Origin of the sequence: Micromonospora sp. DT228 (assembly GCF_049841595.1) — a bacterium.
GTDB lineage: Bacteria > Actinomycetota > Actinomycetes > Mycobacteriales > Micromonosporaceae > Micromonospora.
Window position 1 is genome coordinate 176,860 of sequence record NZ_JBNCKO010000014.1, and the last position, 25,383, is coordinate 202,242.

Sequence of the window (25,383 nt, forward strand, 5' to 3'; positions counted from 1 at the left end):
AGAGCGGCCCCGAAGCGAAGCGCCAACCGCCCCGGCCAACTTTCCCCTCCGCACCCCTCCCGCCGAGATCTTGGAAGATTTCGGCCCCTCCGGGGGCACTTACCTTCCAAGATCTACAACTGACTCCGCCGGCGGGGGCGGCGGGGGCGGCGGGGGCGGCGGGGGCGGCGGGGGCGGCGACTCCGCCGACGTCGGCGGGGCTAGGCCGGGCCGGGCGGCAGCTCGGGACGGGCGATCCGCTGGCGGCCACCCCGCGGCTGGCGGGGCGGCTGGCCGCGAGGCGACTGGGGGCAGGGAGGCGGCCGGGGGCAGAGAAGCTGGGGGCGGGGCGGCGGCTGGGGGCGGGTTGTGGCCGGCGCTGCCGGGCGAGCGGGCACGGCCGGGGCAGCAGGGTGGCGAGTCGGTCGGACCGCACGCCGCACTGCGGGACGGTCCGGCCGCGGGGGCCGCAGGTTTCGGCTGGATCGGCTCGGCGCACCGCGATCCGGGCGGCCGGCGAGGCCCGGGCCAGCCCGACGCGGCGGCCGACAGGTGGCCGGCGCTGCCCGATGACAGCGCGCTGTGGTCGGTCGCCGGTGCGGCGCTGGACACCGCCCACCTGACCCGGATGGACCGGGAACAGGCGGGTGGCTGATGGAACGCGTCGCCTTCCTCATCGACTCCACAGGCGTTCGGGTGGACTGCCTGCTCAATCCGGAGACCGTGCAGGTGACCCGGCTCGCCGGCGTACGCCATCGGGGTGCCGGCGACGGGCAGCTCACCGGGTCCGGGCTGGCCGACGACCCGCTTGTCTTCACCGGCGGCGGCCGGACCGAGCTGGTGCTCGACCTGCTCTTCGACGTCGAGTTCGTCCAGGCGCAGGTCCGTCCGGCCGATGTGCGGGTGCTCACCCGTCCGCTGTGGATGCTCGCGGAGAACTCGGCCGCCGAGCATGGCTGGCTGCGCCCGCCGCTGGTCCGGTTGGTGTGGGGAAAGACCTGGAACGTACCCGGCGTGATCATCGCGGTGGCGGAGCGGTTCGACGCGTTCACCGGCACCGGCTCACCCCGGCGCTCCTGGCTGCGGCTGAAGCTGGTCCGCGCCGCGGAGACGGCCGACCAGGCCGAGGCGGGGTTCGCCGAGGAGCTGGCCGCGGCGAGCACCCCGACCGCCGCCCCGGGCAGCGCGGTGATCGCCGCGGGTGACGGCGCGGCGGAGCCGGGCCGTTCCGGTGTGCGGTTCGACCTGCTGGCCAACGACGCGCTCGGCTCGCCGCTGCGCTGGCGTCTGCTCGCCGAACACAACCGGATCACCGACCCCCTCGCCGTGCCGGCCGGCACCACCCTGGCCGTGCCACCACCAGGTGCGCCAGGCGGTGGCGGATCGGTGGTGGGCGCGGTGACCGGAGTCGCGCGGGCGCTCGCCGGCGGGGTGGGTGCCGGCGCGTCGTTCGTCGGAGCCTCGATCGCCACCGCGCCCGCCGCCTGGGGCCCGACCGGCACCAACCCCACCCCCGGGGGTACGCCGTGACAAGCGTCGCGCCCCGGGCCTTGATCGTCGTGCTCGACGGCGTCGAGCTGACCGGCGCGGTTCGTCAGCGGATCCGCTCGCTGCGGGTGGCGGCACGGCTGGACCAGCCCACGCAGGCGGAGCTCGTGCTCGCCACCTCCGTCGGCGTCGGCGCGTTCGACCCGGCGGTACGCCCCGGCACGACGCTCGACGTCCGGCTCGCCGACCACGCCGACGCCCTGTTCAACGGGGAGGTCACCGCCGTGGAGGTCGAGTACGCCGGCGACGGGGCTGCGGTGCTGCGGCTGCGGGCGTACGACCCACTGCACCGGCTGCGGAAACGTCAGGGGTTGCGGGTGTTCACGTCGGTGACCGCCGTGGAGTTGGCCCGGGAGCTGTGCGGCGCGGTGGGGCTGGAGGTGAGCGCGGAGGTCGACGGGCCCCGGCTGGACCGGCTGTCGCAGCACCGGCACAGTGATCTGGAGCTGCTGTGCGAGGTGGCCGGTCGGGCCGGGCTGCACCTGGCCGCCGACGACGGTACGGTCCGGCTGGTCACCCTCGCGGGCTACGGGGAGCCGGTCGCGTTGACCCTCGGCGCGGGCGTGCACAGCCTGCGCCTGTCCACGAACGCCGACCAGGCCAGCGGTGCCAGCGCCGCGTTGGGCTGGCACCCGCAGCGGGCCGAGGTGATCAGCCAACAGGCCGACGAGGCGCGGTGTGGCCGCCCGGCGTTCGACCGACCGGACCCGGCCGACGTGGGGGCCGACGGGGTCCGCACCGCCGTCGACCAGCCGGGCCGCAGCGACGACGAGTTGGCGGCGCTGGCCCAGGCGCGGCTGGACACCCGGGCGGCGGCGCTCGTCACCGCCGAGGGGGTGGCCGAGGGCGATCCGGCGCTGCGGCCGGGCCGGCGGGTCGACCTGAGCGGTGTGCCCGAGCCGGTGGCCGGGGCGTACGTGCTGACCGAGGTGGTGCACACCGTGGACGGCAACGGGCACCTGACACGCTTCTCCACCGTCCCGCCGGTGGCTCCACCGACCCCGGTCGGCGGCGCGGTGGTCACCCTCGGCACCGTCACCGACGTCGCCGACCCCGACGGGCTGGGCCGGGTCCGGCTGACCCTGCCGGCGTACGGGGACCTGGACGCCGGCTGGCTGGCGGTGCTCTGCCCCGGCGCGGGGCGGGGCAAGGGTCTGGTGGCGCTGCCCGATCCGGACGACAGCGTGCTTGTGGTGCTGCCCGCTGGCGAGCCGGCCTCGGGCGTCGTGCTCGGTTCGCTGTTCGGCGCCGTCGAGCCGTACGACGCGGGCATCGACGACGGCCGGGCGCGGCGCTGGACGATGCGTACCGCCGGCGGGCAGTCGATAGTCGTCGACGACGTGCGGCGCAGCCTGCGGCTGGCCACCGAGGGTGGCAGCTTCCTGGAACTGACCCCGGACCTGGCCACCCTGCACGCGGCGTCCGACCTGGTGATCTCCGCACCCGGGCGGGCCATTGTGGTCCGCGCCCGCAGCGTGGACTTCCTGCGCGCCGAGTCGACCGAGGACCCGACCACCGCGGCGCGGCAGGCCCTTTCGCTGGCCCGCGCCCATCACGAAGGAGGCGGCTGATGCGCTGGATCCACAGTGACTCCGTGATCACCTGCGATCACGACGGCCGGGTCGAGAACCGACCCTCGCAGCAGTGGGTGACCGTCACCGGCGTACCCGTGCTCGTCGACGACGACCCGGAGGGGCGCGACATCAAGGCCTGCCCGAACTACGGCCCGACCATCAAGCCCTGCGGCAAGACCCTGAACGTCCGAGTCGGCTACAGCGACTGGCTGCGGGTCGACGGGCAGCGGGTGGTGCTGTCGCACCTGGAGGGGTTCACCGACGGCACCCCACCGGGGCTGGTCCACCACACGGTGCGCGACCCCCGCCAGCCGTTGCTGGGGGCCGACCGGTGAGGGCCTTCCGTTTCGTCGGGGCCGGCTTCGACGCCGGACGCGGCGGCGGCCCGGCACTGACCGCGGCCGGCGGCCTGGCGATGACCGAGGGCGACGAGAGCGTACGGCAGGCGCTGTTCCTGCTCCTGTCGACGACGCCGGGCGAGCGGCTGATGCGACCCGGGTACGGCTCCCGGCTGCACCGACTCGTCTTCGCGCCCAACGACGACACCACGGCCGGCCTGGCCATCCACTACGTCCGGCAGGCCATCGCCCGGTGGGAGCCACGGGTCGAGGTGATCGACACCGACGCCGGTCCGGATCCGGACGACGCGTGGCGGTTGGTGATCCGGTTGGACTACCGGGTGCGCGCCAGCCTGACACCCGGGCAACTGGTCTTCTCCGTGGACCTGCTCCCCGCCGACGAGCCCGCGCAGGGAGGACCGTCATGACGCTGCCCGTGCCGCACCTGGACGATCGCGGGTTCCTCGACCTCGTCACCGAGGCCCGGGAACGGATCCGGCAGTCCTGCCCGGCGTGGACCGACCTGTCGGCGCACGACCCCGGGATGGCGCTCGTGGAGGCGTTCGCGCACCTGACCGAAGTGATGATCTACCGGCTGAACCAGTTGCCGGAGAAGGCGTACGTCTCGTTTCTGAACCTGCTCGGGGTCACCCGGCACGCGCCCACCGCGGCCTGGGCGGACGTCCGGTTCACCCGCAGCGGCGGCGACCGGGCCGCGATTTGGATCCCGGCCGGGCTGCGGGTCGCGGCGGCGCGCGGCGCGGATCCCCGGCCGGTCGTCTTCGTGACCACCGAGCCCACAATGCTGGCCGCCGGCGAGACGTCGGTGACGGTACGGATGCACCACTGCGAACTCGTCGAGGCCGAACTGCTCGGCGTGGGTACCGGCCAGCCGGGGCAGGTGCTGCGGGCCGCCCACGCCCCGCTGGCGCACACCGCCGAGGCGCTGGACCTGCTGCTCGGCGTGGAGGTGCCGGCCGGCACCGTGGAGCTGGGCGCGGCGGCCCGGGAGCACGACGGCCGCACGTACGAGATCTGGCGGCCGGTGGACAGCTTCGCCGGGCTCGGCCCACAGGCCAAGGCGTACCTGGTGGACCGCTGCTCGGGCACCGTCACCTTCGCCCCGGCCCTGGACCTGCGACCGCCGACCCGGCCCGGCGATCCCGCGCCACCCGGCCCGGCGCCGGTGACCGTGGCGGCGGTGCCGCCGGCCGGTCGGCAGGTCCGGCTCTGGTACCGCGCCGGTGGCGGGCCCACCGGCAACGTGGCCGCGGGCACGCTCACCAGCCTGCGCGACCCGCTACCCGGGGTACGCGTGGACAACCCCGCCCCGGCGGCCGGCGGCCGGGAGGTGGAGGCGTTGGAATCAGTGCTGCTGCGCGGCCCGTACGAGTTCTTCGCCCAGCAACGGGCGGTCACCGCCCGCGACTTCGAGGTCCTCGCCACCAGCTCCGGGGCGGTGGCACGGGCGCGGGCGTTCACCCGCGCGGCGGTGTACAGCTTCGCCCGACCCGGTGAGGTCGAGGTGGTGCTGGTGCCGTACGTGCCGCCGACGGCCCGCCCCGGTGGCCGGCTGCCGGTGGCGGTGCTGCGCGAGCACGAGGTGCCCGAGGCGCGTCGCCGGGTGGAGGCGGACCTGGAGGAACGGCGGATGGTCGGCATCCGGTCCCGGGCCACCTGGGCCCGGTTCAAGGCGGTGTCGGTCCGGGCCCGGGTGGTGGTCCGCCGGGAGGAGGACGTGGACGCGGTACGCCGCCGGATCCACGACCGGCTGCACCAGACGTTGAGCCCGCTGCCGACCGCGCTCAACCCGACCGGTTGGCCGTTCGGCGAGCCACTGCGGGCGTCGAACGTGTACCGGCTGTTGGAGCACGCCGAGCCGGGTGTGCGCTACGTCGAGTCGGTCCGGTTCGTGGTCGACGAGGCCCCCGACGCGGAGGTACGCGCCCTCGCCGTCGACAAGTACCAGCCGCGCACCTGGTACGCCGGGCGCGGCCCGGTGCTGTTCCGCTCCAGCAACGGCGGCGCGGGGTGGGAGCCGGCCGGCCGGTTCGACGACGAGACGGTGCTGCGCATCGCGCCCGCGCCCGCGCCGGTGCGGCCGGGAATCGTCGCGCGCCCCGGCTCGGTGGCCGTGGTGACGCTGCGGTCCTCCGGCGGCTCCCGGGTGCACCTGAGCACCGACCTGGGTGAGACCTGGTCGCTGCTGACCGACCTGGACGCGCGGATCTCCGACGTGGCCTGGCTGGACCGCGACGGCGCGGGCGCGCTGCTGGTGGCCACCGACACCGGCCTGTACGAGGTGTCGTTGCTGCCCGGGGCGGTGCCGTTGCAGATCCTGGTCGACCCGTCCGACGCCGACCGGGGGTTCTACGCGGTGCGCGCGTTCGTCTCGGAGCGGGGCGCGCCGGGGGTGGCGGTGGCCGCGCAGGCCGGCTTCGGGGTGTACCTGTCCACCGCCGCCGGCCGACCGGGCAGCTTCGTGCACGTGGGCCTGGCGAACGTGGACAACCGGGTGCTCGCCGTGCAGTACGACGGCCCGGCGACGCTGCTGTGGAGCGGCGCCGGCGAGCCGGACCCGAAGAAGCCGGGACAGGGTTGCCACCGCACCCGGTTGTTCGAGTCCGACGTGAAGTGGCAGCCGGTGCAACTCGGCTGGGTCGGCGGCACGTGCCGCGACCTGGCGTTCGCCGGCCAGCTCGCGGTGGCGGCGACGCAGAGCGGCGGGGTGCTGCGGTTGGACACCCTCGCCGCACAGCCGCAGTGGCAGACGGTGTCGGTCAACTGCGGGTTGCCGCTGCGCGACCGGACCCGGTTCGTGCCGGTGGACGCCATCGCCGTGGGTGGCCCGGCCGGCGGCAGCGGATTGGGTGGCGGCCCGGCCGGCGGCGCCGGAACGGGCGGCAGCCCAGCGAGCGGCGGCGGAGCGGGCGGCGGAGCGGGCGGCCCGGCGGAACGGCTGATCCTGGCCGGCGGCGCACGCGGCGTGCACCGCAGCGCCGACGCCGTCGACTGGACGCCCAGCGCCAACCAGGCCACCGCCGACGTGGTGACCGTCCCGGATACCTGGCTGCTCTGCTCCGGCGAGCACGACATCGAGGTGGTGCGCCAGGATGCGACGTTCGGCGATTGAACGGCTGCTGCCCGCCGCCTACCAGCGGGCCTGCGTACCCGGCAGCGTGCTCTGGGCGCTGCTGGACGTGATGGAGGGGCTGCACGCCCCGGACGAGGCGATCCTCGCCGAGGTGGACGCCCTGTTCGACCCGTACCGGGCCCCGGACGGGCTGGTCGTGCGGTTGACCCGCTGGGTGGCGATGGACCACGTGGTGGCCTCACCCCGGCCGGACGCCCCCCTGCCGCTTCCGGTGGGGCGGCTGCGCGACCTGGTCGCCAACGCCGCCCTGCTGGCCCGGTGGCGCGGCACCCCGTACGGCATGCGGCGGGCCCTGGAGCTGGCCACCGGGATGCCGGGCTTCGCCATCGACGAGCCGGCCGAACGGCCCTTCCACGTCGTGGTGCGGGTCCCCGCCACCGCCGCCGGCCAACTCGCCGTGATCACCCGCATCGTCGAGGCGGAGAAACCCGCCTCGACCACCGTCGAGATCGTCTGGGAAGAGGAGTCGTCATGACCACCGAATGGGCGGTCGTCGCCGCCGCCGAGCAGTTCACCCTCGACCCGCGCAACGGCGGCGAGCTGACCTTCACCGTCTCCAACCCGGGCACCGCACCGGACACGGTGGTGTTCGACGTGGCGCCCGGCGACGGCTCCCAGCGGGCGTGGTTCACCGTCGCCGAACCGCAACGGGTGGTAGCCGGGCAGGGCTCGGTGTCGTTCCTGGTCACGCTCGCCGTGCCCGCCGGCACCCCGCCTCGGCGCTACGACATGACCGGGTTCGCGTACTCGGCGAACACCGCGCCCGAGGAGAGTTCCCGGTCCAGCGGTCGGGTCACGTACGAGGTGCGGGCGGTCGCGCCGCCCCGGCGTACCCCGTGGTTGTGGATCGCCGCCGCGGCGGCGTTGGTGCTGGTGGTGGTGGCCGTGGGGGTGGTCCTGCTGACCCGCGACGGCGAGCCGGCCCCGGGCACGCCGAGGGTGGTCACCATCGAGGCGGAGAGCCTGGTGGACGCCGCGGTCATCACGTCGCCGCAGAAGAGCAAGGCGGCCGTGGGCGCGCAGCCCAACTGCTGCGGGGTGACCTGGTCCGACGACAAGCAACTGTTCTTCACGGGGCTGGCCATCGGCGACCAGGTGACGGTGACGGTGCAGATCCCGGCCGACGGCACCTGGCGGTTCGCCACGGTACGGACCATGGCCCCCGACTACGCCAACACCGTCTTCACCATCGACGGCAACCAGGTGGGCGGCACGTTCCTCGGCTTCAGCGCGAAGGTGCAGACGACGGAGTTCCTGGACGTCGCAACGATCCGACTGGCCAAGGGGCCGCACCAGGTCACGCTGCTGGTGGTGGGCAAGACACAGGGTACGAAATTTTACTTCGCCGGGGTGGACACGATCCGGTTCAGCGAGGTCGTGTCACCTGTCGCCGCGCGATGAGTGGCCGGCAGAAGGCGCTGCTGGGGCTGCTGGCCGTACTGCTGGTGGCGCTGTTCGTGGTCGCGGTCGGCGTGGGCGGCGGCGACCGGGGTGATCCGGGCGCCCGGCACGGGTTCGTCGACGGGTTGGCCGCGCTGGGCGGCGAGCGTGCGGCGGTGGACCCGGCCACCGTCGACGCCGACTGCGCCGACGGGACCGGCCGGTTGACGTTCTCCGGCAGGTGCGTGGTGCGCGTCGCCGACCCGGGCGGGCTGCGCACCCTGGTGCTGCGCAGCGCGGCACGGTTCACCGTCGTCGCGCCGGCGCCCGGCGACGCCGACCTCACCATCCGCGACGAGGTCGAGCCGGCGTCCGACGGCACCGGCGCGGTGGCGAAGGTCGCCGTCGACCGGGCCACCGAGGTGGGCCTGACCTGCCCCGGCCTCGGAAGCTGCACGGTCCTCGTGGCCACGTCCTGACCCACTCACCGTGGCCACGTCGTGGCCGGACCACCGCGGCCACCTCGTGGCCGGAGAGAAAGGTGTCGCCGTGGGTGACCTGCGTAAACCGTTCCTGCTGCTGGCGATGCTCGCCATCGTCCTGGCGATCGGCGTGGAGTTGGGCGCGGGGCTGCTGCTGGGCGGCGCCGACGCCGGCGCGGCCCTCGCGGACAGCGCGGGCGCGCTGGAGGTCGACCTCGACGACGTGTCCGGGGTCAGCGAGCCGTCCGGCCGGGGCACCGGCTACCTGGCGTTGATCGACGCGGTGGCGGTCTGGAGCACCGGGCTGTTCTGCCTGGGCATGCTGCTGCCCGAACGTGTCCAGGGCCGGGTGCAGGGCGTCGCCAGCCTGATCTTCTCGATCATCCTGATCATCGTCGGGCTGGTCGCGCTCCTCGTCGCGTTCGTGGAGCTGACCATCATGGTGTCGCTGTTCCTGGCGGTCCCGTTCGGCACGATCGCGTACCTGGCGCTGTGGGGGTTCTTCCCGGTCGGCGAGGCGGCGCTGCTGCTGGGGTTGGTGCTGCTGCTCAAACTGGTGTGGGCCGGGCTGCTGGTGCTGGCCCAGCCACGCTTCCTGCAGAACAAGGGCCTCGTCCTGCTGATCCTCACCACCCTGTTGTGCACAGTCGTCCTGGAGTTCCTGCACAACCTGGTGCCGGTGATCCTGGTGAGCATCGTCGACGACGTGGCGGCACTCGTCTTCGCGGTGATCGCGATCATCTGGGGGCTGGTGCTGCTGATCGGGTCGATCCCCGCGATCGTGAAGGCCATCCGGGTGACGGCCGCTCTGCCAGCCCGGTCCGGAACGCCCCCACCCCGGTGATCATGATGTTATTGCCCTCCGGAGCGGCGTGTCGTGGCAATAACATCATGATCGACGCGCTCGTGGGGCCCTCACTCCACCTTGGTTAGGAGGGGTTTGCCTTTTTCTACTACGTAGGTGGCCAGCTCTACCGCTATGCCGTCGCCGACGTTGCGGGCCTGGTGGTGGACGCCGTAGGGCACGGTCAGCGCGTCGCCGACATTGCACACGATCGGTGGCTGGCCCTCCAGCGTGTATTCCAGGGTGCCCTGAAGAACGCAGATGATCTCTTCGCCGGGATGGAAGTGCTTGAACGGCGGCGAGTCGGGGGTGAACTCCACCCGACTCTGGATGACCTCGCGTCCGGGAATGCTGAGATCGTGTTTCTGGAGATCGACGCGCCACAGCCCCGGCGCTCCCTCCACCGCTGTCGGGCTGATCCCCTCGGGTCGATCTTTCCCACTCATCTCGGCCTCCTGCACGCCGTCGTGCGGGCGGCACCCGCCCCGGTCGGCATTTCCCGAGAGTAGGTGGCCGCGGAGCCGTCGGGGCGAGGATGCCGAGAAAGCAGACCCGCGCGCCCCGGTCACGTCGCGGGGCGCCCGCCCGGTGGCGTCGGCCTCGATCTCGCGGCCAGGGCAGCGGCGGCGGCGCGGTCCAGGGCACCGTCGGCGACGACCACCGCGTGCCGGCCCCGCCGCGTCGTGCCGGCCGCGATGGTGACCTGCCGCTCGAACGCGAACGCCACCCCGACGCCCGGATACATCGCGGTTCGCGTGAACCACCTGTCGCCGTCGCCGAGACCACCGAAGACCAGGGTGTACGCCCGTTCGTCCGGCCCGGTCCCGACCAGGGCGACCCACGGCTCGGCGGAACCGTTCACCGCCTCCTCCCCGGCCGCCGAGGCGTCGAACACCGACGCGGGCGCGGTCGAGACCGCCCGCCAGAAGAACCCGCCGTAGCCGGCGCCGTCGGGGCGGCCGTTGGTGGCCGGGCTGCCCAGCCGCACGTCCTGCCCGTCCGGGGCCCGAAGCGTGTAGTCCACGTCCAGCCGCCAGGCCGACAGCTCCTCGGCCGGTCCCGCGCCGGCCAACGGGACGGCGCTGAGCCGGCGGTCTTCGGTGAGCAGCACCGCCCCGCGCGGGTCGCGCCACTCCAGTCGGTGGGCCAACCGGTCGGCGGAGCGCCGCGACCAACGGGTGTGTGCGATCCGCCCGTGGTCCTCGCGCCAGGTGTAGCCGACGTCGCGGACGTAGGTGCGCCCGCCCCAAAGGTTGCTGCCGTTGACGTCCTGCACGGCGAGGGAGGCGCCGAGGTGCCACACGTGGTCGGCGGGCAGCGCGTCGGTGACCACCGTGCCGCCCAGGGTGCGGACCGGATGCAGGTACGGTCGCGGCCCGTGCCGCGCGTCCAGCGCCGGGTCGACCACGTACCGGGCCACCTCCGTGTCCCCGACCCACAGCCGCGCCTGCTCCCGCTCGGTGCTCACGGCAGCTCCACGCCGGTGGGAGCCGACCACCGGCCGGCGACGGCGTGCAGGGCGGCCACGGTGTACCCGGCGAGGATCGGCACCGCTACCGGGGTGACAAGCACGGCGAGCAGCCCGGCCAGCGCGGTCACCCCGGCGAGGGCAGCCCAGCGGGCGGGCGCGTCGAGGCAGGCGCGGGCGGCGGACCGGGCCGCGGCCCGCCACCGCCCACCCCCGTTGCCGCCCACCTCGACGACGACCAGCCCGGCGAACCCGGTCAGGCCGGCCGCGACAAGCGCGGTCACCAGCAGCGCCGGCGGCCCGCCCGGCACCCGACCGGTGGCCAGCGCCGCCAGGTCGACGGCGAGCAGCCCGGCCACAACGAGCGTGAGCAGGCTGACCGGCACGCCCGGCAGCGCCAGACGGCCGAACCGGCGCACGGTGGCCCGCGCCGACGGCCAACCGCCGGTACGCGTCCAGTCGTGCACCGCCGCGCTGGCGGCGCCGGTCGCCGCCGCCGCGGTGAGCAGGGGCGCCGCGGCGAGGGTCAGCAGGATGCCCAGCAGCGCCAGGTCGGCGGCGTCGCGGGCGACGTCACGCCAGTCCCGCCGGCCGGCGGCCTCGGTCGCCGGTTCAGCCCTTGATGCCACTTGTGTTGATCCCCTCGACGAGCATCCGCTGGAACGCGACGAAGAACAGGAAGACCGGCAGCAGCGACAGCACCGACATGGCGAACATCGGCCCGACCGCGCTCTGGCTGGTCGAGTCGATGAACAGGGTCAGCGCGACCGGCACCGTGTAGTCCTCCAGTTGGGACAGGAAGACGAGCTGGCGGAAGAAGTCGTTCCAGGTCCAGATGAACGAGAAGATCGCCGTGGTGACGAGCGCGGGGCGGCTCAGCGGCAGGATGATGTGCCGGAAGATGCCGTACGGGCCGGCGCCGTCGATCCGGGCCGCCTCGTCCAGCTCGCGCGGGATGCCCCGCATGAACTGCACCATCAGGAAGACGAAGAACGCCTCGGTGGCCAGGAACTGCGGGACGAGCAGCGGCAGGTACGGCCATTCGCCGCCGACCAGCCCGAGCGTCCGGAACAGGATGTACTGCGGCACGATCAGCACGTGCTGGGGCAGCAGCAGCGTCCCGATCATGACGGCGAACCACACCCCGCGCAGCCGGAAGCGCAGCCGGGCGAAGGCGTACGCGGCCAGCAGGCAGGAGAGCCCGTTGCCGACGACGGTGAGCAGGCTGACCATCGCGCTGTTGAGGAAGAACCGGCCGAAGCTGACGTCGAAGTTGGACCACCCGGCGGTGTAGTTGCCCGGGGTGAAGCGCTCCGGCAGCAGGCCGACGTTGTTGACGATCTCCTCCGGGGACTTCACCGAGGTGCCGACCATCCAGATCAGCGGGTAGAGCACCACGGCGACGATCGCCACCAGGATGAGCAGCCGCAGCACCGATCGACCGCCGGTGCGTCGGCGCGCGGAGGGCGCCGGTCCGGTCGGCACGTCGGCCGTCGGGGTCATGGTCACCGTCACCGGTCCTCCCCGTCGGAGTAGTGCACCCAGAACCGTCCGGTGCTGAAGAAGATCGCGGTGATGACCCCGATGGCGAGCAGGAACACCCAGGCCATTGCCGATGCGTAGCCCATCTGGAGTTCGGTGAACCCGGTGATGTAGAGGTTCAGCGTGTACATCAGGGTGGAGTCGACCGGGCCGCCGGTGCCGTTGCTGAGCACGAACGCGGCGGTGAAGCCCTGGAAGCCGTTGATGGTCTCCAGCACCAGGTTGAAGAAGATCACCGGGGAGAGCATCGGCAGGGTGACGTTGCGGAACTGGCGGAACCGGCCGGCGCCGTCGACCGCGGCGGCCTCGTACAGCTCGGTGGGCACCTGCTTGAGCCCGGCCAGGAAGATCACCATCGGTGCGCCGAACTGCCAGATGGCCAGCACCATCAGGGTCTCCAGGGCCCAGTCCGGGTCGTTGACCCACGGCTTGCCCGTCATGCCGACGAGGCTCAGCAGCGAGTTGAACGCCCCGTCGCGGTTGAACATGTTGACCCAGACGATGGCCAGCGCGACGCTGCCGCCGAGCAGCGACGGCAGGTAGAACAGCCCACGGAACAACCCGACGCCGCGCCAGGCGCGGTTGAGCAGCAGCGCCACGCCGAGCGCCGCGGCCAGCTTCAGCGGTACGGCGATCAGCGCGAAGGTCAGGGTCACCCGCACCGCGTGCCAGTACGACGGGTCCGCGGTGAACATCCGCTCGTAGTTGGCCAACCCCACCCACTCCACCTCGGAGAACGGGGTGAGGATGTCGTAGTTGGTGAAGCTCAGGTAGAGCGACAGCAGCATGGGGATCGCCGTGACGGCCATCAGGCCGATGAGCCACGGCGACAGGAAGACGTACCCCGCCAGACCTTCGCTGTGCCGCACGCGTCCGGGCCCACGCCCCCCGGCGCGGGTCCGGACGGGGCCGCGTCGGGTCGGGTCGGGCGCCGTGGTCAACGCCACGAACGGCTCCTCTCCTCGCAGGAGGTCCGTGTCGACGTCCCCGGTCGAGCCGAGGACGTCGACACCGACCGTGCCGGCGTCAGGCGATGGCGGATGTGCAGGCCTCGACGAACTGGGTGGCGGCCTCGGCGGTGGTGGCCCGGCCGTACTGGGCGTTCTCGGCGGCCTTGATCAGCTCGGACTTGACCTTGCTGTGTCCCTTGATCGGCACCTGTGGCGACGGGCCGAACTTCTGGGTCAGCTCGGCCTCGACGGCGATCGACTGCTTCATGGCCGGGTCGGTGACGTCGTCGCTGACCACCCGGCGCAGGTCCAGGTTGGACGGCAGGCCCCGGTCGGTGCCGAGCAGAGTGACCGCCTCCTTGTCGTTGTACAGGAAGTTGATCACGTCGACCGCGACGTCCCTGTTCTTGCTGCCCTTGAAGACCGACCAGTACATCGAGGCCCGGGCCCACTGCGCGCTGGGGTCACCGGGATAGGCGATCACGCCCAGCTCGTCCTTGGTGTTCTTCTTCAGGTCGGGCATCTGGTTGGCCCACACCCAGGAGGTCGCCGACTTGCCGGTGACCACCAACTGCTTGGTGACGTCGCTGGAGTTGCCCTCGTGGATGACGTCGGCGGTCGGGGTGGCCCTGCGGTCGCGGGCGCCCTTCCACAGGTCGAACCACTTCGTCACGTCCTCGGCGGTGAAGCCCAACTCCTTGCCCTGGTAGAGGTCCTTGCCCTGCTGGCGCAGCCAGACCCAGAACGCCTTGTAGTCGGCGCTCGGGTCCTGGGTGCCGGGCACCTTTGTCGTGGCGGTGACCTGCTCGGCCCACGCGATGTGCTGCTCCCACGACATCCCGGTGGTCGGCTCGGGCAGGTTGTGCTTGGTCAGCAGCGTCTTGTTGTAGACCAGGCCCTGGGTGTTCTCCCCGGCGGCCAGGCCGGCCAGCTTGCCGTCGACCACGCCGTACTGCCAGAGGCTCTCCGGGAACTTCGAGGTGTCCAGCTTCCCGGACTTCTGGTAGGAGGTCAGGTCGAGCGTGGTGTTGCGGGCCGCGTACTCGGCCAGGTAGTTGTCGTCGATCTGGAACAGGTCCGGCGGGTTGCCGCCGGCCGTGAGCGTGGCCAGCTTGTCGAAGTAGCCCTGGTTGGCCTGCCAGGTCGTCTCGAATGTCACGTTCGGGTGCTTCCTGGTGTAGAGGGCCAGCGCGTCCTCGGTCAGCTTGGCCCGGGCGTCGCCGCCCCACCAGAAGACGGAGAGCTTGACCGGGGCGTTCGGGTCGGCGGAGCCGCCGCCGTCGTCGCCGCAGGCGGCGGCACCGAGCAGCAGCGGCGCCGCCACCGTCAGGGCGAGCAGGCCGCGCAGCAGGCGCCGCCGGGGCAGCGGGGTACGGTCATCGCGCCCGACGGGCGCGTCAGTGGTGGGGGGCGTTGCGGGGTGCATGTGCGCTCACTCCTTGGCTCGAGGAGGCGACGGCGTCACCGCTGGCCGTGGTCGGGGCGCCCGGGCCCGCAGGGCAATGCGGGTCCGGGCCCTTCGGCGCGGCCGGGGGACGCGCCGGTCGGGCGTGCGGGCCCGGACCGGTCGAGTCGCGGATGACCAGGTCGGTCTGCAGCATTACCTGTGCGGTGGTACGACGGACGCCGAGCGCCGTGCCGGCACCGGGTCCCCGCGCGCCGCGCGGTGACTCGATGTCCTGTTGCAGCAGCATGTCGACGGCCGTCCGTCCGGCGGCCCCGGCGGGTGTGGCCACCGTCGTCAGTTTTGGCCTGGTGAGCCGGCTCAGGGTGATGTCGTCGACGCCGACGACGCTCACCTCCCCCGGCACCCGGACCCCGAGGGCGTCCAACCCTTCGATGAGGCCGATCGCCATCAGGTCGTTGTAGGCGAGCACGGCCGACACACCGCTGCGTCGCACCTGCTCGGCGACGGCGGCGCCGCCGGTCTCGGTGGGCGCGTTCGGGCCGAGCACTGTCAACTCCGCGCCACCGGCGCGGGCGGCCGTGCCGGCGGCGCGGCGCATCTCCCGGTTGGTCCACGAGCTGCGCGGGCCGCCGAGCAGCGCGATGTGGCGGTGGCCCAGGCCGACCAGGTGCTCGATCGCCGACCGGGCGCCCCGCCCGACGTCCATCAGCACGCAGGGCAGGCCCGTCACCTGGCGGTTCACCACCACCAGCGCGACCTCGCGGCTGAGCTGCTCGATCAGGCTGTTGCTCATCCGCGGGCTGCACAGCAGCACGCCGTCCACCTGCTTGGCCAGGGCGTGGACCAGCTCCTCCTCGGCGGCGGGGTCCTCGTTGGTGTCGGCCACGAAGACGTGGTAGTCGCGGTGTCGGGCCTGACTCTCCGCCGCCTTGATCAGCGGCGGGAAGAACGGGTTCGCGATGTCCGCGATGATCAGGCCGATGTTGTGCGTACGGCCGGTGATCAGGGCCCGGGCGGCCCGGTTCGGCCGATAGCCCAGGTCCTCCGCGCAGGCCAGCACCCGGACCCGGGTGTCCGGGTTGACCAGGTGCGGGGCGGAGAAGGTGCGGGACACGGTGGAGATGTGCACACCGGAGGCTCGGGCGACGTCCCGGATGGTGACTGGCACGGCTGGCCCTTCGTCTGCGTGTGGCGGCGGTCACGCGGGATGTGGCCCATTAATGCAAACGGTTGTGCCAGTGTCAACGGTCAATGGTTGCGTCTTTGTTGCGGGCACCCTCCTCGCGGTGACCCACAGCCGCATAAAAGAGGGAAAATCACCGCCGTTCGTGTCTCCGTCATTGACGCAGTTATATTGATCGTGGTTACTTCACTGCAAACCTTTGCAGGATCATCGGGAGGCGACCCCATGTCACCGAGAACCGGCGGCCGGGTCCGGTACGCCGTGGTGGGCACCGGCGCACGGGCGGAGATGTTCGTCCGCGCCCTGGTGCTCGACCACGCCGACACCACCGCGCTGGTCGCCTTCGCCGACGTCAACCAGGCCCGGATGGACACGCACAACAGGTGGCTGGCCGAGCTGGGCCACCGTCCGGTGCCGACCTACCCGGCCGGTGACTTCGCGACGATGCTGGACGCCGAGCACGTGGACGTCGTGCTGGTCACCAGTGTGGACGTCACCCACGACGAGTACGTGGTGGCCGCGCTGCGCGCCGGCCGCGAGGTGATCACGGAGAAGCCGATGACAGTGGACGCGCCGCGCTGCCGGCGCATCCTGGACGCGGTCGCCGAGACCGGCGGTCGGGTGACAGTCGCGTTCAACTACCGCTACAACCCCCTGCACGAGCAGGTCCGCCGGCTGCTCGCCGACGGCGCGGTCGGCGAGATCGGCTCGGTGCACTTCGAGTGGCTGCTCGACGTCCGCCACGGCGCGGACTACTTCCGCCGCTGGCACCGCCACAAGGCCACCTCCGGCGGGCTGATGGTGCACAAGGCCAGCCACCACTTCGACCTGGTCAACTGGTGGTTGGCAGCCACCCCGGTGGAGGTGTACGCGGCCGGCCGCCTCTTCTTCTACGGCGACGCCGGCCGGCGGCACGGCTACGCCCGCGACTACGACCGGGCCCACGGCTCCCCCGCCGCCGCCGACGACCCGTTCGCGCTGCGGTTGGACGCCCACCCCCGGCTGCGCGAGCTGTACCTCGACGCCGAGGCCGAGGACGGCTACCAACGGGACCGCAACGTCTTCGCCCCCGGCGTCACCATCGAGGACGACATGGCGGTGCTCGCCCGCTACTCCACCGGCGCCACGATGACGTACCACCTCACCGCCTACGCGCCCTGGGAGGGCTACCGGGTGATGGTCAACGGCAGCCGCGGCCGGCTGGAGCTGGAGGTCACCGAGAACGACTTCGTCGACCGGGGCACCGCCGGCGCGGTCAAGGGCGCCGCCCTGCACGGCACCGACGCGCCGGCCGAGGGCGGCGGTGCGACACTCACCCTGCGCCCGTTCTGGGCCCCGCCCCGGCAGATCCCCGTCGAGGGTCGCACCCGGCACGGTCACGGTGGCGCGGACGCCCGGATGACCGCTGTGCTCCTCGGTGGTCAACCCGACCCGCTGGGCCGCGCCGCGACCGCCGACGACGGCGCGTCGGCCCTGCTCACCGGCCTGGCCGCCAACCGGTCCTTCGAGACCTGTCGACCGGTCCGGGTCGCCGACCTGCTCACCCCCCGCTGACCAGGAGACGAGGAGCCCATCCCCGTGCCGACGTTCGACCACACCGACCTGCTCCTGCCGCCCGAACCGGGCCAGCGCGCGCTGGCCCGGGAGCTGTACGCCCTCGCGGCGGAGCAACCGATCATCTCGCCGCACGGGCACGTCGACCCGGCCCTGCTCGCCGAGGACCAGCCCTTTCCAGACCCGGCGCGGCTGCTCATCGTGCCCGATCACTACCTGACCCGGATGCTGCTCAGCCAGGGCGTGCCCCCGGCGGACCTGGGCGTGCCCACCCGCGACGGCAGCCCGGTGGAGACCGACGGCCGGGTGATCTGGCGACGCTTCGCCGCGCACTGGCACCTGTTCCGGGGCACCCCGTCGCGGCTCTGGCTGGAGCAGACCTTCCGCACCGTGTTCGGCGTGCACACCCCGCTCGGCCCGAGCACCGCCGACGCTCTCTACGACGAGATCGCGGCCCGGCTCGCCGAGCCGGACTTCCGGCCCCGGGCGCTGTTCGAGCGGTTCGGCATCGAGGTCCTCGCCACCACCGAGTCCCCGCTCGACGACCTCGGTCAGCACGCGAAGCTCGCCGCCGACGGGTGGGGCGGGCCGGGTGGCCGGGTGGTCACCACGTTCCGCCCGGACGACGTGGTGGACATGGAGTTCGACGGCTGGTCGACGAACGTGGACCGGCTCGGCGAGCGGGCCGGCGAGGACACCGGCACGTACGCCGGCTACCTGGCCGCGCTGCGGGCCCGACGGGCCGCGTTCATCGGCGCCGGCGCGACCTCCACCGACCACGGCCACCCCACCGCGCGCACCCTGGACCTGACGCCGGCCGAGGCCGAGCGGCTCTACGACCGGGGCCGGCGCGGCGCGGCCGGCGCCGCCGACGCGGAGGCGTTCCGGGCGCACATGCTCATGGAGTTCGCCCGGATGTCGCTCGACGACGGCCTGGTCATGCAGTTGCACCCCGGCGCGGTCCGCAACCACAACCGGTGGCTGCACGCCCGGCACGGCCGCGACGTCGGCGGCGACATCCCGCAGGCCACCGAGTACGTGCACGCCCTCGCCCCACTGCTGGAGCGCTACGGTAACGACACCCGGCTGCGGCTGGTGCTCTACACCCTCGACGAGGACACCTTCACCCGCGAGCTGGCGCCCCTCGCGGGCGGGTACGCCGCGGTGCTGCTCGGCGCGCCCTGGTGGTTCCTGGACTCCCCCGAGGTGCTGCGCCGGTTCCGGGAGGCCGTCACCGAGACCGCCGGTTTCTACAACACCACAGGTTTCGTCGACGACACCCGGGCGTTCTGCTCCATCCCGGTACGCCACGACGTGGCCCGCCGGGTGGACGCCGGCTTCCTGGCCCGGCTGGTCGCCGAGCACCGGCTGCCGATGGACGAGGCCGCCGAGACCATCGTCGACCTGGCGTACCGGCTACCCAAGCGGGCCTTCAACTTCGGAAAGGTGGACCGGTGACAGTCACCATCACCTCCGTCGAGGTGCACGACGTGCGGTTCCCGACCGCCGCCCGGGGCGACGGCTCCGACGCGGTCAACCGCGGCGACTACTCGGCGACGTACGTGGAGTTGGGCACCGACGCCGGCCCGACCGGCGCGGGGTTCACCTTCACCAACGGCCGGGGCAACGAGATCACCTGCGCGGCGGTCCGGGCGCTCGCCCACCACGTGCGGGGGCGCACGGTCTCCGAGATCGTCGCCGAGCCGGTCGCGTTCTGGCGATCGCTCAGCGCCGACGTGCAACTGCGCTGGCTGGGCCCCGAGAAGGGCGTCATCCACATGGCGACCGGCGCGCTCGTCAACGCGGTCTGGGACCTGCGGGCCACCCTGGCGGGCAAGCCGATGTGGCGGTTCCTCGCCGAGCTGCCCACCGACGACCTCGTGGCCAGCGTCGACTTCCGGCACATCACCGACGCGCTCACCCCGGACGAGGCGGCCACCATCCTGGACCAGGGGCGCGACGGGCTGACCGGCCGGTTGGCCACCCTGGAACGGGACGGCTTCCCGTCGTACACCACCTCGGTCGGCTGGCTCGGCTACCCCGACGACAAGGTGCGGGCGCTGACCCGGCAGGCGTACGCCGACGGCTGGCGGGCGATGAAGATGAAGGTCGGCGGCCCGCTCGCCGACGACAGGCGTCGGGCCGGGATCATCCGGGAGGAGATCGGCCCGGACGCGCTGCTGATGATGGACGCCAACCAGGTCTGGGACGTGGACGAGGCGATCACCGCGATGGCGACGCTGGCCGAGGTGGATCCGTACTGGATCGAGGAGCCGACCCACGCCGACGACATCCTCGGCCACGCCCGGATCGCCCGGGCGGTCGACGAGCTGACCGGTGGGCGGTGCCGGGTCGCCACCGGTGAGGTGGCCGCCAACCGGGTGGTCTTCAAGCAGTTGTTGCAGGCCGAGGCGATCGGCGTGATGCAGATCGACGCCTGTCGGGTCGGCGGCGTCAACGAGGTCCTCGCCGAGCTGCTGCTGGCGGCGAAGTTCGGGGTGCCGGTCTGCCCGCACGCCGGTGGCGTCGGCCTCTGCGAGTACGTCCAACACCTGGCGATCTTCGACTACCTGCGGGTGGGCACCGGCCTGGACGGGCGGATGATCGAGTACGTCGACCACCTGCACGAGCACTTCGTCGACCCGGTCCGCACCCGCGGTGGCCGCTATCTGCTGCCCGAGCGGCCCGGTTACAGCGCCACCATGAAGCCGGCGTCGATCGCCGAGTTCCGCTTCCCGGACGGTCCGGCATGGCGGTGACCGTCGGCGCCCGACTCGGCCTGGGCGTGCTGCGCCGGCTGCCCGTCGAGGCCCGCCCCCTGGTCCGGCCGGGCACCGTGCCGGCCGGCATCGTCCATCTGGGGCTGGGCGCGTTCCACCGGGCGCACCAGGCCGTCTACACCGAGGCGGCGGTCGGCGCGGCCGGCGGCGACTGGGGCATCGTGGCCGTCGCGCCGCGCAGCGCCGCGGTGGTCGAGGCGCTCGCCGCCCAGGACAACCTGTTCAGTGTCAGCACCCTCTCCGCGGCCAGCAGCGGCACCCGGGTGGTGGGCGCGCTCAGCGGCGTACGGCACGCTCCCCACGACCCGGACGCCGTGGTGGCGCTGCTCGCCGACCCGGCGGTGCGGGTGGTGACGCTCACCGTCACCGAGAAGGCCTACCAGCTCGACCCGGTGACCGGCCAACTGTCCCCGGACGCGGCGCTCGCCGCCGACCTGGCCGGCGGCCGGCCGCCGACCACAGTGCCGGGGTTGCTGCTGCGCGGGCTGGCCGCGCGGGCCGCCGCGGACGCCGGCCCGGTGGCCCTGGTCAGCTGCGACAACCTGCCGGCCAACGGCCGGCGACTGCGCGGCATGCTCGACCAGACGGTCGGCCGTGCCGACGGGGTGCCCGCCGGGCTGGTCGAGTGGGTGGCCGGCAACGTCACCTGCCCGGGGACCATGGTGGACCGGATCGTGCCGGCCAGCACCCCGGCCACGATCGAGGCGGCCCGCCAGGCGCTCGGCGTGACCGACCTGGCCGCGGTCGCCGCCGAGCCGTACGCGCAGTGGGTGATCGAGGACGACTTCCCCGGCGGCCGGCCGGGCTGGGAGCACGCCGGCGCGGTGCTGACCGGCGACGCGGGCCCGTGGGAACGGTTGAAGCTGCGCGCCCTCAACGGCGTGCACTCGGCCGTGGCGTACCTGGGCGCGCTGGCCGGGCGGGAGACGATCGCCGAGGCGCTGGAGATCCCGCACCTGGCCGACGTGTTGCGCCGGCTGATCGCCGAGGATGTCGCGGCCAGCTTCACCCCGCCGGACGGGGTCCGGGTGGTCGACTACGGCGAGCAGGTTCTCGCCCGGTTCGGCAACCCGGCGATCCATCACCGCACCCTCCAGGTCGCGCTGGACGGCTCGCAGAAGCTGCCGCAACGCGTCCTGCACACAATCGTCGACCTGCGCGCGAGCGGCCGGTCCGCGCGTTGGGGCGCGCTGGTCGTGGCGTCCTGGTTGCGCTTCGCGCTGGGGTACGCCGACGACGGCCGGGCGTTGCCGTTGCAGGACCCCCTCGCCGGGCCGATCCGGGCCGCCCTGGACGCCGGGGCGCAGACCCCGGCCGGCGCGGTGGACGCCGTCTTCGCGCTCCGCGAGATCTTCCCGGCGGAGGTGGCCGGCGACGACGAGGTCCGCGCCGACGTGATCGCCTGGCTGACCGCGCTGGGACGACACGGCGTCGAGGCCACCCTGGCCGGTGCCCGGTGAGTTGGCCGGTCGGTACCCGGTGAGCGGTCGGGCGACGGCGACACCGCCCCGGGTGGCGGTGGTCGGGGCGAACGGGCACGGCCGCTCGCACCGGCGGGTGATCGCCGGCCTGCACGCCGCCGGCCGGTTGCGGCTTGTCGCCCTCGTCGACGTCCGGCCGGTGCAGGACGATCCGGGCGCGCCGGTGCCGGCCGGGGTCGAGGTGTTCACCGAGCACCGGGCGATGCTCGCCGCCTCCCGGCCGGAGGTGGTGGTGATCTGCACCCCGCCGCACACCCACCTGGCGATCGCCCGGGACGCCCTGGCCAGCGGCGCGGACCTGCTGCTGGAGAAGCCGCCGGTGCTGTCGCTCGCCGAGCACGAGGAGCTGACCCGGGCGCTCGCCGCCGCCGGCCGGGTGGCACAGGTCGGCTTCCAGGCGCTCGGCTCGGCGGCGCTCACCGCGCTTACCGACGCGCTGGCCGGGGGCCGACTGGGCACGGTCACCGGCATCTCCACGGTCGCCGCCTGGCAACGCCCCGACGCCTACTACGTCCGCTCCCCCTGGGCCGGTCGACGGAGCCTGGACGGGCGGCCGGTGCTGGACGGCGCGCTTGTCAACCCGCTCGCGCACGCGGTGATGCAGTGCCTGGCGGTCGCCGAGGCGCTGGGCGGGGCGACGCCCTGGCCGGTGACGATCGAGGTGGAGCGCTACCGGGTCCGGCCGATCGAGGTGGAGGACACCGCCGTCCTGCGGATCCGGTTGCGCGCCGGCCCACCCGTGCTGGTGGCGGTGACCCTGGCCGCTGACGAGTTCGTGGCGGGCGAGGTGGCGGTGACCGGCACGGCGGGACAGGCGGTGCTGGAGTACCCGACGGACCGGCTGCGGCTGCCCGGGGACGTGGTCACCCGCCAGGTCCCGGGGCGGCGGGGGTTGTTGGAGAACCTGCTCGCGCACCGGGTCGACAGGTCGGGGGTGCCGCTGATCGCCCCGCTGGCCCGTACCGCGCCGTTCACCGCCCTGCTGGACGCGTTGCGGGCCGCCCCCGAGCCCCACCTGCTCGACGGCGACCTGGTGAGCGTCGTCGGGGACGGTGGGCAACGGGTCCGCCACCTGCGGGGCGTGGTCGACGTGTTGCGCCGCGCGGCCGAGCGGGGGGCGCTCCCGAGCGAGCTGGCGGTGCCGTGGGCGACCACCGCGTACCGCGCCGACCTGGCGGGATAGCCGAACGACGCCCACTCGCCGGTCGGGTCGGCGACGTAAGGGCTCATCGATGTGGAGAAGATCGGCTATAAGTGACGCATGGACTTCCCGCCGCACCTGGGCAGCATGCCGATGCACGCGATCACCGAGATCCACGGCGAACCGGGCCTGCTGGAGCGCTTCCGGTTGGAGGTCCGGCAGTTCGACGACGCGGCCCGCGAGCGGTTGACCGCCGCGCTGGACCTCGCCGCCGAGCTGCACCGCGACGACCGGCGCGTCCGCGAGCCGTACCTCAACCACCTGCTGCGGGTGGCGATCCGGTTGATGCACCACTACCAGGTGCGCGACGTGGACGTGATCGTCGCCGGCCTGCTGCACGACGCGGTCGAGGACCACCCGGTCGAGCTGGCCGACGGCGACGGGGGCGCCGACCCGACCGGGGCCGCGTTGGCCGCGCTCGCCGCGCGGTTCGGGACGCGCGTCGCGACGCTCGTCGCCGCCGTCACCAACCCGGTGTACGACCCCGAGCGCGACCGCAACACGCAGTACCGGGAGCACCTGGCGGTCAGCCTGGACCGCGAGCCCTGGGCGCGGGTGATCAAGGTGTCGGACTTCACCGACAACGGCGTCGGGGTGATCCACACGGTCGGGCCGAAGGTCGTCTCGTCGGCCCGGAAGTACCGGCCGCTGGTGCCGCTCTTCCGGGACCTGATCAGCCGGCCGGACACGCCGTTGTCGGCGGTGGTGAAGCGGCACATCTTCGGCCAGCTCGACCTCGCCGAGGAGCGGTTCAGCGCCATCCTGGATCAGCCCGCGCACCCCAACTGACCTGCGGCCACATCACCCGACAGGGTTCCGTGACAAGTTCTCGGATCTTTGCCGCTACCTGCGGCATTACGGTGGTTTTGCGTCAGTTGAGGGGCAGAGGTCCTCTCGATCGACGTTCTGACGCGACCCCGATCGAGAGGACTCCGACCATGCGCGACCTCACTCGCCGCGACCTGCTCAAGGCGACGGCCGTCGGCGCCGGAGCTGTCGCCCTCCCCGGCGTGATCGCCGGCGGTGCGGCGGTGGCGGCGGACGGCCCACCCCTGGATGGTGAGAAGTTCCCGTCCGCCACGTTGACCGGCCGGATCGTCCGCCCCCAGAGCCCGAACTACGCGGAGGCGAGCCTCGGCTGGGACGAACTGTTCGTGCGCTACCCACTGGTGATCGTCTTCGCCCAGGAGACCCAGGACGTCGTCAACGCCCTCACCTGGGCCCGGCAGCACGACGTGGCGCTGCGGGTACGCAGCGGCCGGCACAGCCTGGAAGGCTGGTCGAACGTCGACAACGGCATCGTGATCGACGTCAGTGAGCTGAAGGACGTCCACATCGACCCCGCCGCCCGCAAGGCGAAGCTCGGCGCGGGGCTCACCCAGTCCGAGGCGGTCGCCGCACTCGGGGAGTACGACCTCGCGGCGACGACCGGAGGCGAGGGGACCGTCGGCCTGTCCGGTGCGACCCTCGGGGGCGGTCTCGGTTTCCTCACCCGCTACATCGGCATGGCCTGCGACAACCTGATCGGCGTGGAGATCGTCGTCGCGGCGGGGGCCGACGGCGCCAAGGTGCTCCAGGTGGACCCGTGGAACCACGCGGACCTGCTCTGGGCGCTGCGCGGCGCCGGAAACGGCAACTTCGGGATCGTCACGTCCCTGACCTACCAGGTGGCTCCGCTGGAGAGCGTCGCCTACCTGCAGGCGACCTGGCCGGGCCTCGACAACCTGCACGACATCTTCGACCTCTGGCAGCACACCGCGCCGTTCGCCGACCCCCGTCTCGGCACCCAGGTCGAGGTCCACCCGGGCGAGATCCTGTTTTTCGCGGTGCTCGCCGAGGGCTCGGAGGCCGAGGCGAGGAGGCTGTTGGAGCCGCTCCTCTCGATCGGCAACCCCGAGGTCACCGTGCAGGTCGGCGGCTGGGGCGAGACGTACGCCGGATTCCAGGTCCCGAGCGACGAAGATCCGGGGAAGTGGAAGTTCTACTCGCAGTTCACCAGGGAACCCTTCCCGACAGAGGCGATCAGCATCGTCCGCCGGTTCATGGAGAAGGCCCCGTCGCCGGACAGCAACTTCTTCGCCCAGGCCTTCGGCCGGGGAGCCCAACGACAGGAGCCCTTCGGCGGCGCGGCGTTCCCGCACCGTGACTCGCTCTTCTACTCCGAGCCCGGCGCGGGCTGGGGCACTCGCGGCGAGCCGGACAGCGACGATGCCGTCACCCCGATCGCCCAGGCCTGGATCGCCGAGTTCAGCCTGGCGCTGCGGCCCTACGTGGACGGCGCCTACGTCAACGTGCCGAACATCGGCATGGCGGAGTGGGAGGAGGCCTACTGGGGGCGCAACTTCCCGCGGCTGCGCAAGATCAAGGCGAAGTACGACCCGCACAACGTCTTCCAGTACGAGCAGAGCATCCCGCCGGCGACCCACTGACCCGGCCGGGGGGGGGGGGGGGGGGGCGGCCCCCCCGCCCCCCCCCCCCCCCCCCCCCACCCCCCCCCCCCCCCCCCCCCCCCCCACA

At 73.2% G+C, this 25,383-nt stretch carries 24 protein-coding genes; 17 read left to right on the top strand and 7 right to left on the bottom strand.

Annotation, left to right across the window (positions count from 1 at the left end; genetic code table 11):
• The first annotated feature begins 346 nt into the window (after positions 1–346).
• From ACLQ29_RS25530 to ACLQ29_RS25575, 10 genes are all read left to right on the top strand, one after another.
• A complete protein-coding gene (locus tag ACLQ29_RS25530) occupies positions 347–634 on the top strand; it encodes a hypothetical protein (protein WP_425773992.1) in 288 nt (95 codons plus the stop codon).
• The gene (locus tag ACLQ29_RS25535; protein WP_425773993.1) at positions 634–1,509 is read left to right on the top strand and encodes a hypothetical protein; all 876 of its coding nucleotides are present in this window, start codon (positions 634–636) and stop codon (positions 1,507–1,509) included. Before ACLQ29_RS25530 ends, ACLQ29_RS25535 begins: the two co-directional genes overlap by 1 nt.
• Complete coding sequence (locus tag ACLQ29_RS25540) at positions 1,506–3,098, top strand: contractile injection system protein, VgrG/Pvc8 family (protein ID WP_425773994.1); 1,593 nt, start codon at positions 1,506–1,508, stop codon at positions 3,096–3,098. The genes ACLQ29_RS25535 and ACLQ29_RS25540 overlap by 4 nt, the downstream gene beginning before the upstream one ends.
• Positions 3,098–3,436: a hypothetical protein gene (locus tag ACLQ29_RS25545; RefSeq protein WP_425773995.1), complete on the top strand. Its 339-nt coding sequence runs from the start codon at positions 3,098–3,100 to the stop codon at positions 3,434–3,436. The genes ACLQ29_RS25540 and ACLQ29_RS25545 overlap by 1 nt, the downstream gene beginning before the upstream one ends.
• Positions 3,433–3,867, top strand: a complete 435-nt coding sequence (locus ACLQ29_RS25550; RefSeq protein ID WP_393249322.1) for a GPW/gp25 family protein — start codon at positions 3,433–3,435, stop codon at positions 3,865–3,867. The genes ACLQ29_RS25545 and ACLQ29_RS25550 overlap by 4 nt, the downstream gene beginning before the upstream one ends.
• The gene (locus tag ACLQ29_RS25555) at positions 3,864–6,572 is read left to right on the top strand and encodes a putative baseplate assembly protein (RefSeq protein ID WP_425773996.1); all 2,709 of its coding nucleotides are present in this window, start codon (positions 3,864–3,866) and stop codon (positions 6,570–6,572) included. The genes ACLQ29_RS25550 and ACLQ29_RS25555 overlap by 4 nt, the downstream gene beginning before the upstream one ends.
• Positions 6,553–7,068: a phage tail protein gene (locus ACLQ29_RS25560; RefSeq protein ID WP_425773997.1), complete on the top strand. Its 516-nt coding sequence runs from the start codon at positions 6,553–6,555 to the stop codon at positions 7,066–7,068. Before ACLQ29_RS25555 ends, ACLQ29_RS25560 begins: the two co-directional genes overlap by 20 nt.
• The gene (locus tag ACLQ29_RS25565; protein ID WP_425773998.1) at positions 7,065–7,994 is read left to right on the top strand and encodes a hypothetical protein; all 930 of its coding nucleotides are present in this window, start codon (positions 7,065–7,067) and stop codon (positions 7,992–7,994) included. The genes ACLQ29_RS25560 and ACLQ29_RS25565 overlap by 4 nt, the downstream gene beginning before the upstream one ends.
• Entirely contained in the window at positions 7,991–8,452 is a 462-nt protein-coding gene (locus tag ACLQ29_RS25570) for a hypothetical protein (protein ID WP_425773999.1), read from the top strand. The genes ACLQ29_RS25565 and ACLQ29_RS25570 overlap by 4 nt, the downstream gene beginning before the upstream one ends.
• A 70-nt stretch (positions 8,453–8,522) precedes the next feature.
• A complete protein-coding gene (locus ACLQ29_RS25575; protein ID WP_425774000.1) occupies positions 8,523–9,299 on the top strand; it encodes a hypothetical protein in 777 nt (258 codons plus the stop codon).
• 71 nt (positions 9,300–9,370) lie between these two features.
• On the opposite strand, the gene ACLQ29_RS25580 is transcribed toward ACLQ29_RS25575, so the two are convergent.
• The 7 genes from ACLQ29_RS25580 to ACLQ29_RS25610 all read right to left on the bottom strand — a co-directional run bounded on the left by ACLQ29_RS25580 (position 9,371) and on the right by ACLQ29_RS25610 (position 15,835).
• Positions 9,371–9,745 carry a cupin domain-containing protein gene (locus ACLQ29_RS25580; protein WP_425774001.1) on the bottom strand — a complete coding sequence of 125 codons (375 nt, stop codon included), beginning with the start codon at positions 9,743–9,745 and terminating at the stop codon, positions 9,371–9,373.
• A 119-nt stretch (positions 9,746–9,864) separates the two neighbouring features.
• Positions 9,865–10,767 carry a PmoA family protein gene (locus tag ACLQ29_RS25585; RefSeq protein ID WP_425774002.1) on the bottom strand — a complete coding sequence of 301 codons (903 nt, stop codon included), beginning with the start codon at positions 10,765–10,767 and terminating at the stop codon, positions 9,865–9,867.
• Positions 10,764–11,396, bottom strand: coding sequence for a hypothetical protein (locus ACLQ29_RS25590; protein ID WP_425774003.1), 633 nt, complete (start codon positions 11,394–11,396; stop codon positions 10,764–10,766). The genes ACLQ29_RS25585 and ACLQ29_RS25590 overlap by 4 nt, the downstream gene beginning before the upstream one ends.
• Positions 11,380–12,270 carry a carbohydrate ABC transporter permease gene (locus ACLQ29_RS25595; RefSeq protein WP_425774019.1) on the bottom strand — a complete coding sequence of 297 codons (891 nt, stop codon included), beginning with the start codon at positions 12,268–12,270 and terminating at the stop codon, positions 11,380–11,382. Before ACLQ29_RS25595 ends, ACLQ29_RS25590 begins: the two co-directional genes overlap by 17 nt.
• Positions 12,271–12,278: 8 nt before the next feature.
• Complete coding sequence (locus ACLQ29_RS25600; RefSeq protein WP_425774004.1) at positions 12,279–13,256, bottom strand: carbohydrate ABC transporter permease; 978 nt, start codon at positions 13,254–13,256, stop codon at positions 12,279–12,281.
• Between the two features lie 79 nt (positions 13,257–13,335).
• Complete coding sequence (locus tag ACLQ29_RS25605; protein WP_425774005.1) at positions 13,336–14,685, bottom strand: ABC transporter substrate-binding protein; 1,350 nt, start codon at positions 14,683–14,685, stop codon at positions 13,336–13,338.
• Positions 14,657–15,835 carry a LacI family DNA-binding transcriptional regulator gene (locus tag ACLQ29_RS25610; RefSeq protein WP_425774006.1) on the bottom strand — a complete coding sequence of 393 codons (1,179 nt, stop codon included), beginning with the start codon at positions 15,833–15,835 and terminating at the stop codon, positions 14,657–14,659. The genes ACLQ29_RS25605 and ACLQ29_RS25610 overlap by 29 nt, the downstream gene beginning before the upstream one ends.
• A gap of 240 nt (positions 15,836–16,075) precedes the next feature.
• Between ACLQ29_RS25610 and ACLQ29_RS25615 the strand changes: the two genes are divergently transcribed.
• From ACLQ29_RS25615 to ACLQ29_RS25645, 7 genes are all read left to right on the top strand, one after another.
• Positions 16,076–17,404 carry a Gfo/Idh/MocA family oxidoreductase gene (locus ACLQ29_RS25615; protein ID WP_425774007.1) on the top strand — a complete coding sequence of 443 codons (1,329 nt, stop codon included), beginning with the start codon at positions 16,076–16,078 and terminating at the stop codon, positions 17,402–17,404.
• Positions 17,405–17,428: 24 nt separating this feature from the next.
• Complete coding sequence (uxaC, locus tag ACLQ29_RS25620) at positions 17,429–18,862, top strand: glucuronate isomerase (RefSeq protein ID WP_425774008.1); 1,434 nt, start codon at positions 17,429–17,431, stop codon at positions 18,860–18,862.
• Positions 18,859–20,163: an enolase C-terminal domain-like protein gene (locus ACLQ29_RS25625; protein WP_425774009.1), complete on the top strand. Its 1,305-nt coding sequence runs from the start codon at positions 18,859–18,861 to the stop codon at positions 20,161–20,163. Before uxaC ends, ACLQ29_RS25625 begins: the two co-directional genes overlap by 4 nt.
• Complete coding sequence (locus ACLQ29_RS25630) at positions 20,154–21,644, top strand: mannitol dehydrogenase family protein (protein WP_425774010.1); 1,491 nt, start codon at positions 20,154–20,156, stop codon at positions 21,642–21,644. Before ACLQ29_RS25625 ends, ACLQ29_RS25630 begins: the two co-directional genes overlap by 10 nt.
• Positions 21,634–22,848 carry a Gfo/Idh/MocA family protein gene (locus ACLQ29_RS25635; RefSeq protein WP_425774011.1) on the top strand — a complete coding sequence of 405 codons (1,215 nt, stop codon included), beginning with the start codon at positions 21,634–21,636 and terminating at the stop codon, positions 22,846–22,848. Before ACLQ29_RS25630 ends, ACLQ29_RS25635 begins: the two co-directional genes overlap by 11 nt.
• Before the next feature lie 78 nt (positions 22,849–22,926).
• Positions 22,927–23,655, top strand: coding sequence for an HD domain-containing protein (locus tag ACLQ29_RS25640; RefSeq protein WP_425774012.1), 729 nt, complete (start codon positions 22,927–22,929; stop codon positions 23,653–23,655).
• Positions 23,656–23,804: 149 nt separating this feature from the next.
• On the top strand, positions 23,805–25,295 hold the full coding sequence (locus ACLQ29_RS25645) for an FAD-binding oxidoreductase (protein WP_425774013.1): 1,491 nt from the start codon (positions 23,805–23,807) through the stop codon (positions 25,293–25,295).
• Positions 25,296–25,383: the final 88 nt, after the last annotated feature.

Excerpts from the sequence above, each read along its gene's own strand:
- ACLQ29_RS25615 (WP_425774007.1), top strand. The coding sequence starts at position 16,076 with ATGTCACCGAGAACCGGCGGCCGGGTCCGGTACGCCGTGGTGGGCACC.
- ACLQ29_RS25565 (WP_425773998.1), top strand. The coding sequence starts at position 7,065 with ATGACCACCGAATGGGCGGTCGTCGCCGCCGCCGAGCAGTTCACCCTC.
- ACLQ29_RS25560 (WP_425773997.1), top strand. The coding sequence starts at position 6,553 with ATGCGACGTTCGGCGATTGAACGGCTGCTGCCCGCCGCCTACCAGCGG.
- ACLQ29_RS25570 (WP_425773999.1), top strand. The coding sequence starts at position 7,991 with ATGAGTGGCCGGCAGAAGGCGCTGCTGGGGCTGCTGGCCGTACTGCTG.
- ACLQ29_RS25645 (WP_425774013.1), top strand. The coding sequence starts at position 23,805 with ATGCGCGACCTCACTCGCCGCGACCTGCTCAAGGCGACGGCCGTCGGC.
- ACLQ29_RS25580 (WP_425774001.1), bottom strand. The coding sequence starts at position 9,745 with ATGAGTGGGAAAGATCGACCCGAGGGGATCAGCCCGACAGCGGTGGAG.
- ACLQ29_RS25595 (WP_425774019.1), bottom strand. The coding sequence starts at position 12,270 with ATGACCCCGACGGCCGACGTGCCGACCGGACCGGCGCCCTCCGCGCGC.
- ACLQ29_RS25535 (WP_425773993.1), top strand. The coding sequence starts at position 634 with ATGGAACGCGTCGCCTTCCTCATCGACTCCACAGGCGTTCGGGTGGAC.
- ACLQ29_RS25555 (WP_425773996.1), top strand. The coding sequence starts at position 3,864 with ATGACGCTGCCCGTGCCGCACCTGGACGATCGCGGGTTCCTCGACCTC.
- ACLQ29_RS25630 (WP_425774010.1), top strand. The coding sequence starts at position 20,154 with ATGGCGGTGACCGTCGGCGCCCGACTCGGCCTGGGCGTGCTGCGCCGG.
- ACLQ29_RS25545 (WP_425773995.1), top strand. The coding sequence starts at position 3,098 with ATGCGCTGGATCCACAGTGACTCCGTGATCACCTGCGATCACGACGGC.
- ACLQ29_RS25640 (WP_425774012.1), top strand. The coding sequence starts at position 22,927 with ATGGACTTCCCGCCGCACCTGGGCAGCATGCCGATGCACGCGATCACC.
- ACLQ29_RS25605 (WP_425774005.1), bottom strand. The coding sequence starts at position 14,685 with ATGCACCCCGCAACGCCCCCCACCACTGACGCGCCCGTCGGGCGCGAT.